Raw genomic sequence first — 7,159 nt, 5'->3', positions numbered from 1 at the left:
ATAAAGGAATCTCCAACCCCACCACAAAGGTGAGGCCGGGGATGTCAACATATCTGGCGTTGACTTTTGGCACGCTGTTGAGTTCTCAAGGAACGGTGGCTTCCTTCGGACCGCCTTCCGGCAGGCCCTCCGGGCGCTTCGTTCGTTCGTGTTCCGAGCTTATCAGACGCTTTCGCTTTCCGATTTCGCTCCGGCCTTTCGGCACTCCCGAACTCTATCAGAGTTTTTCCGGCCGATTTTCCGCTCTCGAATTCGAATTCGGGAGTTTCTGCTCGGCCCTCGGGGCAACTCGGACTACGTTAGGGCACCGCCTGGCCCGCGTCAAACACGAGGGGCCGGATCTGGCTCGATCCGGCCCCTCGGTGGAGAAGTGGCTGCTCAACCGCCGTGCGGTTTCAGCCAGTCGGCGTCACGCCGGTGCGACCTCGATGGCCGCGATGGTGCGCTTGCCGCGGCGCAGGACGAGCCAGCGGCCGTGCAGGAGGTCGGAGGTGGCCGGGACGGCCTCCTCGTCGGTCACCTTCTCGTTGTTGAGGTAGGCGCCGCCCTCCTTGATGGTGCGTCGGGCGCCGGAGCGGCTGGGGGCCAGGCCGGACTCGACCAGGAGGTCGACGATCGGGAGCAGCTCGGTGACCGTGCCCTTGGGGACCTCGGCCAGGGACGCCGCCAGGGTGGCGGGGTCCAGGTCGGCCAGGGCGCCCTGGCCGAAGAGGGCCTTGGAGGCGGCGACCGCGCGCTCGTACTGCTCGGCTCCGTGGACCAGGGTGGTGAGCTCCTCGGCCAGGGCTCGCTGGGCGAGGCGGGCCTGCGGGCGCTCGGCGGTCTCCCGCTCCAACTCCTCGATCTCCTCCTTCGAGCGGAAGGAGAAGATGCGCAGGAAGTTGGCCACGTCCCGGTCGTCCGCGTTCAGCCAGAACTGGTAGAAGGCGTAGGGGGTGGTGAGCTCCGGGTCCAGCCAGATGGTGCCGGACTCGGTCTTGCCGAACTTCGTGCCGTCGGCCTTGACGATCAGCGGGGTCGCGAGGGCGTGGGCGGACTTGCCCTCGGCCTTGCGGATCAGGTCGGTGCCGGCGGTGAGGTTGCCCCACTGGTCGCTGCCGCCGGTCTGCAGGGTGCAGCCGTAGCGGCGGTTGAGCTCCAGGTAGTCCATGCCCTGGAGGACCTGGTAGCTGAACTCGGTGTAGGAGATGCCGGCCTCGGAGTTGAGCCGTCGGGCGACGGCCTCCTTGGCGATCATGTTGTTGACCCGGAAGTACTTGCCGATGTCGCGCAGCAGGCCGATGGCCGAGATGCCCGAGGTCCAGTCCAGGTTGTTGACCATGCGGGCCGCGAACTCGCCCTCGAAGTCGAGGAACTTCGAGATCTGGCCACGCAGGCGCTCGACCCAGGCGGCCACCGTCTCGGGGTCGTTGAGGACGCGCTCGGCGGTGGGCTTGGGGTCGCCGATCAGGCCGGTGGCGCCGCCGACCAGGCCGAGCGGGAGGTTTCCGGCCTGCTGGATGCGGCGCATGGTCAGGATCTGGACCAGGTTGCCGAGGTGCAGGCTGGGGGCCGTCGGGTCGAAGCCGCAATAGAACGTGACCGGGCCGTCCGCGAACGCCTTGCGCAGTGCGTCCTCGTCGGTGGACAGGGCGATCAGCCCTCGCCACCGCAGCTCGTCGACGATGTCCGTCACGGTCACGCTTCTCCTTCGGTCGGGCGCCCCGCCGCGTGGTCGGGTCCGTATCGGTCGGGCCCGGCGGGGGGACGGTTCCAGCGTGCAAGAGCCTACGCGGTCCGGGCCAGCGGGTTTCCGCTCCGCCCGGCAGGCCGGCCGCCGGGCACCGAAAATTCCGTTGTTCGCAGCACGGGCCGCCGTTCAGAGTGGAGTACCGCCGACCGGCGGACAGGTTCTGGACGGGCGTGCCGTCGGGCACGGTCCGCAGGAAGGTGGCCCGAGGTGCGCAACACGCTGGTGCTGAACGCGAGCTACGAACCGCTGACGACGGTGTCGCTCAAGCGCGCCGTGGTTCTGGTGCTGCAGGACAAGGCGGTGGTGGAGCACGCCCATCCGCTCGGCATGGTGCGCGGTTCGGGGGTGTCCGTCCCGGTGCCGCGGGTGATCAGGCTCCAACGGTACGTCCGGGTGCCGTTCCGACAACGGGCCCCGTGGTCACGGCGGGGGGTGCTGGCGAGGGACCAGTTCCTCTGCGCGTACTGCGGGCGGCGGGCCACCACGGTGGACCACCTGCAGCCGAAGTCGCGCGGCGGGGCGGACTCCTGGCTGAACACGGTGGCGGCCTGCGCGGAGGACAACCAGCGCAAGGCGGACCGGACGCCGGAGCAGGCGGGGATGCGGCTGCTGCGGCAGCCGTTCGAGCCGACGCCGGAGGCCACGCTGATGCTGGCGCTCGGGCTGCGCGGCTCGGACATGGCCGAGCTGGCCCCGTGGCTGCCGGCGGCCGCGATGGCGGTCGCTTGAGGGCGGCCGGAGTAGGACACAGAGCCCTGGTGGGCCGACCCGGTCGGGGGACAGGTCGGCCCACCAGTGAGGTCGGGAACTGACGGGCCGTCGGCTCCCGACCGGGGTCAGGGGCTCAGCCCTTGGCCTGGAAGGCGGTGGCGAGGCCGAAGTTGGTGGAGTGCTCAGGCACCGCCACGACCTTGCCACCGCCCGTCAGCAGCCGGCCCGAGGTGAGCAGGGAGCCGGTGCCCTGGGCGAAGCCGCCGCCGGTGGCGGCGCGGCCGTCGGTGAGGGGGTAGCGGCTGAGGTGGGCGGGCTGGTCGAGGCGTTCGTCGGTGGCCAGCAGCAGGGCGCCGTCGGCCAGGCCGATCGGGGCGGTCTTGCCCTTCTCGGTGACCGGGGTCCGCCACTTCTGCTTGCCGGTGGTGAGGTCGTAGGCGACCGCCGCCGGCTGTCCGCCGTTGCCCGGGGTGAGGGTGGTGGCCAGGGTCTGCTCGTGGAAGAAGACCGAGGGGGTGGCGGAGAGCGCGCCCCGGGTGGCCTCCAGACGGCCTTCGTCGGTGTTGAGGGGGATCTCGGCGGCCGGGTCGCCGCTGTCGCCCCAGGCGAAGATCCGGTCGTCGGCGGGGGCTCCGCCGGTGGTGAGCACCACGGCCGGTTCGGCGGAGAGCACGGTGACGGTCTTGGGCTGGTTGTTGAGCCCGCGCCACCAGTGCACCTTGCCGTCGGCGGCGTTGAGCGCGACGGCCTGGTCGTTGGGGTTGCTGTCGGCGCAGGTGCTGTGGAGCAGCACCCGGCTGCCGGCGGCGGTGCCGCTCAGGGTGCAGAACTGGCCCTGCCCGGCGTACGCCCAGAGGTCCTTGCCGTCGGCGGCGGCCCAGGCGGCGGCGCGGTCGTCGCCGACCACCACGATCCGGTCGGCCAGCACGGCGGCGTGGGCGGTGTAGCTGTCCTTGGCGTCCGAGACGGGCTTGGTCCAGGCGTTCTTGCCGGTCTTGGTGTCGACGGCGGCGAGCAGGGTGCAGGGGCTCTTCGGGTCGGCCGAGGTGCGGAACAGGGCGGCGCCCAGGCCGTCGGAGTTGACGGTGGGTGAGAGGCCGCAGGGGACGGCGCCGTCGGCGGGCGGGGTGACCGTCCAGGTGGGCTTGCCGTCGGCCAGCGCGTAGGCGTGCACGCCGGTGGAGTCGGCGCGGACCACCGCGTCGCCGGTGATCCAGCTGCCGAGCAGGGTGTCGTCGGCCCCGGCGGCCGGGGCGCCGGCGGGCTGGGCGGTCCAGGCCTTGGCGTGCGCGACGTTGAAGGTCCTCGGGGCGGCGGCGGGGCCGGCCGTGCCGGCCTCCTCGTCCTGGTCGCCGGTGACGGTCAGCGCGGCGGCGACCAGCACGCCGAGGGCGGCGACGCCCGCGCCGGTGCGGATCAGCAGGGCGCGCTTGCCGGGCGCGTGCTCGCCGGAGAGGGCGGAGCCGACCAGGTCCTTGACGCGGTCGAGCGGTGAGCCGGTGGAGGACCTGCCCGCGGGGGACTTGCTCCCGGAGGTCTTGCCCCCGGAGGACTTCGTGCTGCCCTTGGCGGCCGCGCGGGCCGCGCGGCGGCCCTGGGCGGGCAGCGCGACGGCCGTGGCCACGGCCGCGGCCTCGACGGCGGGTGCCTCCTGTGCGGGCACGGCGGCCGGCCGAGGTGCGGCCGCGGGCTCGAAGGCCGGTGCGGGCGGCGGTTCCTGGTGGTCCGTCGGCGCGTACGGCGAGGGGTCGTAGTACTGCTGATGCCCCGCGTACTGCTCCTGCGGCTGGTACTGCGGCTGCTCCTGGGTCGGGTACCAGCCGGGCTGGTAGTCGTAGCCGACCGGGTCCTGCCCTGCGGGGCCGGAGTAGTCCTGGGCCATGCGATCCGTCCGTCCGACTGCGTGGTGCGGGGGCCAGCATCTCACGCCCTCGGGGGCATCCCGCCCGGAACCAGCGCTTTTCGGGCATCCGGGCGGCGTGCGACGGTGTGTCAGAGGGCGCGCAGCGCCTGGTCGATGCGGGCGGCCATGGTGAGGTCGAGGGCGGTGAGGCCGCCGGCGCTGTGGGTGGAGAGGACGAACCGCAGGGTGCGCCAGCGGATGTCGATGTCCGGGTGGTGGTCGAGCTCCTCGGCGGCCAGGGCCACCGCGTCCACCACGGCGATGGCGGTGGGGAAGCTCGCGGTCTCGGCGGTGCGGACGATGCTGCCGCCCTCCCGGGTCCACTCCGGGAGGGCGGCCAGGCCCTCGGTGATCCGGGCCTCGGTCAGCAGGGTGCGATCTGTCATGCCGTCAGGCTACGCACGGTGCGCCGGGCACGGGTCAGGTGAGGAGCATCCGGGTCACGGCGACCAGGCCGACGGCCACGATCAGGCAGCGCAGGGCGACCGGGGAGAGGCGGCGGCCGACCTTGGCGCCGACCTGGCCGCCGATGGTGGAGCCGACCGCGATCAGGGCGACCACCAGCCAGTCGATCTCGGAGGTGAAGACGAAGAAGACCGCGGCCACGCCGTTGACGACCATGGCGAGGACGTTCTTGATGCCGTTGAGCTTCTGCATCGGGTCCTGGAGCAGCATGCCGAGCAGGGCGATCAGCAGCACGCCCTGGGCGGCGCCGAAGTAGCCGCCGTAGACGCCGGCCAGGAAGACGCCGGTCAGCAGCACCGGGCCGATGCCGCGCGGTTCGCCGTCCCGGGTGCGGGCGGCCATCGCGCGGGCGACCCGTGGCTGGATCACGACCAGGACCAGGGCGAGCAGGATGAGCACCGGCACGATGGCGTCGAAGGCGGAGCCGGGGAGTTCGATCAGCAGCCAGGCGCCGAGCAGGCCGCCGAGCAGCGAGGCGGTGCCGAGCCGGAGCAGCTGGGGGGCGGTGCCCTTGAGCTCCTCCCGGTAGCCGATGGCGCCGCTGAGGCTGCCGGGGACGAGGCCGATGGTGTTGGAGACGTTGGCGGTGACCGGTGGCACGCCGAAGGCGAGCAGCACCGGGAAGGTGATCAGGGTGCCGGAGCCGACCACGGTGTTGATGGTCCCGGCGGCGACCCCGGCGAGCAGGACCGCGAGGTCCTCCCAGAGCGTCATTGCGTGTACCCCTCCCTGGTCCGGTCCACGGCACTCGGGCGGCTCGCAGCCGGACGTCCGGACGATTCGTCCGCTGATCATGCATCAGGGCGGGCCCCGGCGGATAGGGGCGTCCGGTACGCGAACGGGCCCGCTCCCCCGGTGGGGGAACGGGCCCGTCGGCACTGCGGCCTACTCGGGGTCGAGCTTGGGGTACTCGCGGCTGGGCTCCACCCGGGGGCGGGCGGCGCCCTTCTCGGTGTCGACCGGGCGCGGGCCGGCGGCCGGCGGGACGGAGGGGCGGTCGACCGGGACGGCGGTGGCGGCCGGGGCGGCGCCGTTGCCGTTCGGGGCGAGGCCGGTGAAGGCGCCACCGAGGCCCTTGAGCGCGTCGCCGACCTCGCTCGGGATGATCCAGAGCTTGTTGGCGTCGCCCTTGGCCAGCTCGGGCAGGGTCTGCAGGTACTGGTAGGCGAGCAGCTTCTGGTCGGCGTCGCCGTCGTGGATCGCCTCGAAGACGGTCCGGATGGCGGCGGCCTCACCGTCGGCGCGGAGCACCGCGGCCTGGGCCTCACCCTCGGCCTTGAGGACCTCGGCCTGCTTGTCACCCTCGGCGCGGAGGATGGCGGCCTGCCGGGCACCCTCGGCGGTGAGGATCGCGGCGCGCTTGTCGCGGTCGGCGCGCATCTGCTTCTCCATCGAGTCCTGGATGGAGGTGGGCGGCTCGATCGCCTTGAGCTCGACCCGGTTGACCCGGATGCCCCACTTGCCGGTGGCCTCGTCGAGGACGCCGCGCAGCCCCGCGTTGATCACCTCACGGGACGTCAGGGTCGACTCGAGGTCCATCGAGCCGATGATGTTGCGCAGCGTGGTGACGGTGAGCTGCTCGATCGCCTGGATGTAGCTGGCCACCTCGTAGGTGGCGGCCCGGGCGTCGGTGACCTGGTAGTAGATCACCGTGTCGATGTTCACCACCAGGTTGTCCTGGGTGATCACCGGCTGCGGCGGGAACGGGACGACCTGCTCGCGCAGGTCGATCCGGTTCCGGACCCGGTCGATGAACGGGACGACGATGTTCAGGCCGGCGTTCAGCGTGCGGGTGTAGCGGCCGAACCGCTCCACGATGGCGGCGCTGGCCTGCGGGATCACCTGGATCGTCTTGATCAGTGCGATGAAGGCCACCACGACCAGGACGATCAGGACGATCAGGACGGGTTCCACTCGTTCTCCCCTAGACGACCAGGGCGGTGGCGCCCTGGATTTCGACGACGTCGACCTGCTGCCCCGGCTCGTAGACGCTGCCGGGGTGCAGTGCACGGGCCGACCAGATCTCGCCGTTCAGCTTGATCCGCCCTCCCTGCCCGTCGACCTGCTCCTGCACGATGGCGGTGGCCCCGGTGAGCGCATCGACGCCCGTCCTGAGCTGCGGCCCCTTCTCCAACTGGCGCCGCACGATCGGCCGGACGAACACCAGTTGGGCGACCGAGGTCCCGACGAAGATCAGGAACTGCCCGGTCACGCCGACGCCGAGGGCCGAGGCCCCTGCGGCGAAGCCGGCGCCGACCGCGAACATGGCGAACTCCGGCATCGCGGTGAGCACCAGCGGTATGCAAAGTCCCACGGCGGCCAGGAGCCACCAGATCCAGCTGTCCACG

The 7,159-nt window shown here is 72.0% G+C and carries 7 protein-coding genes; 1 reads left to right on the top strand and 6 read right to left on the bottom strand.

Annotation, left to right across the window (positions count from 1 at the left end; genetic code table 11):
* Positions 1-409 precede the first annotated feature (409 nt).
* Entirely contained in the window at positions 410-1,675 is a 1,266-nt protein-coding gene (tyrS, locus tag ACIA8O_RS39805) for a tyrosine--tRNA ligase (RefSeq protein ID WP_396298985.1), read from the bottom strand.
* A gap of 264 nt (positions 1,676-1,939) precedes the next feature.
* On the opposite strand from tyrS, the gene ACIA8O_RS39800 reads away from it, so the two are divergent.
* Positions 1,940-2,461, top strand: a complete 522-nt coding sequence (locus tag ACIA8O_RS39800) for an HNH endonuclease (RefSeq protein ID WP_396298984.1) — start codon at positions 1,940-1,942, stop codon at positions 2,459-2,461.
* Positions 2,462-2,576: 115 nt separating this feature from the next.
* Here ACIA8O_RS39800 and ACIA8O_RS39795 read toward each other — a convergent pair whose 3' ends face one another.
* The 5 genes from ACIA8O_RS39795 to ACIA8O_RS39775 form a co-directional block, all read right to left on the bottom strand.
* A complete protein-coding gene (locus ACIA8O_RS39795; protein WP_396298983.1) occupies positions 2,577-4,325 on the bottom strand; it encodes a PQQ-binding-like beta-propeller repeat protein in 1,749 nt (582 codons plus the stop codon).
* A 110-nt stretch (positions 4,326-4,435) separates the two neighbouring features.
* Positions 4,436-4,732, bottom strand: coding sequence for a 4a-hydroxytetrahydrobiopterin dehydratase (locus ACIA8O_RS39790; RefSeq protein ID WP_396298982.1), 297 nt, complete (start codon positions 4,730-4,732; stop codon positions 4,436-4,438).
* 34 nt (positions 4,733-4,766) lie between these two features.
* Entirely contained in the window at positions 4,767-5,525 is a 759-nt protein-coding gene (locus ACIA8O_RS39785) for a sulfite exporter TauE/SafE family protein (protein WP_396298981.1), read from the bottom strand.
* 171 nt (positions 5,526-5,696) lie between these two features.
* Positions 5,697-6,725 carry an SPFH domain-containing protein gene (locus tag ACIA8O_RS39780; protein ID WP_396298980.1) on the bottom strand — a complete coding sequence of 343 codons (1,029 nt, stop codon included), beginning with the start codon at positions 6,723-6,725 and terminating at the stop codon, positions 5,697-5,699.
* 10 nt (positions 6,726-6,735) lie between these two features.
* The gene (locus ACIA8O_RS39775) at positions 6,736-7,158 is read right to left on the bottom strand and encodes an NfeD family protein (RefSeq protein ID WP_396298979.1); all 423 of its coding nucleotides are present in this window, start codon (positions 7,156-7,158) and stop codon (positions 6,736-6,738) included.
* Between the last annotated feature and the right edge of the window lies 1 nt (position 7,159).

The organism is Kitasatospora sp. NPDC051853 (assembly GCF_044452665.1).
Taxonomy (GTDB): Bacteria; Actinomycetota; Actinomycetes; order Streptomycetales; family Streptomycetaceae; genus Kitasatospora.
Note: the sequence above shows the minus strand (reverse complement) of the source record. Positions and strands in the feature narration are given on the sequence as shown.

Coding starts and splice junctions, on each gene's coding strand:
- ACIA8O_RS39785 (WP_396298981.1), bottom strand. CDS start 5,525: ATGACGCTCTGGGAGGACCTCGCGGTCCTGCTCGCCGGGGTCGCCGCC.
- ACIA8O_RS39795 (WP_396298983.1), bottom strand. CDS start 4,325: ATGGCCCAGGACTACTCCGGCCCCGCAGGGCAGGACCCGGTCGGCTAC.
- ACIA8O_RS39790 (WP_396298982.1), bottom strand. CDS start 4,732: ATGACAGATCGCACCCTGCTGACCGAGGCCCGGATCACCGAGGGCCTG.